This is a genomic window from Paenibacillus sp. 01T424 (assembly GCF_056398745.1).
The window spans coordinates 1-889 of the sequence record NZ_JBFTPZ010000111.1 but is presented as its reverse complement, the minus strand read 5'-3'; the positions used below and the strand labels follow the sequence as shown (position 1 = coordinate 889).

Below are 889 nucleotides of genomic sequence, written 5' to 3'. Positions count from 1 at the left end.
GGTTCGGGGTGGAAGCACAGCAATGTGTGTAGCTGACGAATACTAATCGGTCGAGGGCTTATCCTAAACACGTTTACTGTGACCCATACATCCAGTAGACAGCAGCATAAAGGCTTCAGCAAGCCTAATCTTTCGTATCCAGTTTTCAAGGCGCAATACGCCTTGATATTCAACCGTGCCTATTTTGAAGTTGATGCTTTAATAACATTCAACTCAAAATACAATGTTCCCTGATAGCTCAGTTGGTAGAGCACTCGACTGTTAATCGAGTTGTCACAGGTTCGAGTCCTGTTCGGGGAGCCATTATGCTCTCATAGCTCAGTAGGTAGAGTGCATCCATGGTAAGGATGAGGTCACCGGTTCGAATCCGGTTGAGAGCTCCAGAAAACTTTCAACTGTAAGGACAAGCATAAATTTTAGCATGGCCCGTTGGTCAAGTGGTTAAGACACCTCCCTTTCACGGAGGTAACAGGGGTTCGAGTCCCCTACGGGTCACCAAATTATTTTTACAAATGGCGCCTTTATCCTTGGACGCTTAGCTCAGCTGGGAGAGCATCTGCCTTACAAGCAGAGGGTCGGCGGTTCGATCCCGTCAGCGTCCACCATATCGCTATTGGGGATTAGCCAAGCGGTAAGGCAACGGACTTTGACTCCGTCATTCTCAGGTTCGATCCCTGAATCCCCAGCCACTTATACTATGAGTCATTAGCTCAGTTGGTAGAGCACCTGACTTTTAATCAGGGTGTCGTAGGTTCGAATCCTACATGACTCACCATTTTTTAATCTCRSATGCGCGCGTATGGCGGAATTGGCAGACGCACTAGACTTAGGATCTAGCGGGCRACCGTGGGGGTTCAAGTCCCTCTACGCGCATCATAGTACCGACAAA

The 889-nt window shown here is 48.3% G+C and carries 7 tRNA genes; all 7 read left to right on the top strand.

Annotated features, from left to right (window positions below):
- Positions 1–227 precede the first annotated feature (227 nt).
- The 7 genes from AC1DPK_RS34170 (at position 228) to AC1DPK_RS34140 (ending at position 873) form a co-directional block, all read left to right on the top strand.
- A tRNA-Asn gene (locus tag AC1DPK_RS34170) sits at positions 228–303 on the top strand.
- A 4-nt stretch (positions 304–307) separates the two neighbouring features.
- Positions 308–383 (top strand) — tRNA-Thr (locus AC1DPK_RS34165).
- 40 nt (positions 384–423) lie between these two features.
- Positions 424–498, top strand: a tRNA-Glu gene (locus AC1DPK_RS34160).
- A 31-nt stretch (positions 499–529) separates the two neighbouring features.
- A tRNA-Val gene (locus AC1DPK_RS34155) sits at positions 530–605 on the top strand.
- 9 nt (positions 606–614) lie between these two features.
- Positions 615–689 (top strand) — tRNA-Gln (locus AC1DPK_RS34150).
- A 10-nt stretch (positions 690–699) separates the two neighbouring features.
- Positions 700–775, top strand: a tRNA-Lys gene (locus tag AC1DPK_RS34145).
- An 18-nt stretch (positions 776–793) separates the two neighbouring features.
- Positions 794–873 (top strand) — tRNA-Leu (locus AC1DPK_RS34140).
- Positions 874–889 lie beyond the last annotated feature (16 nt).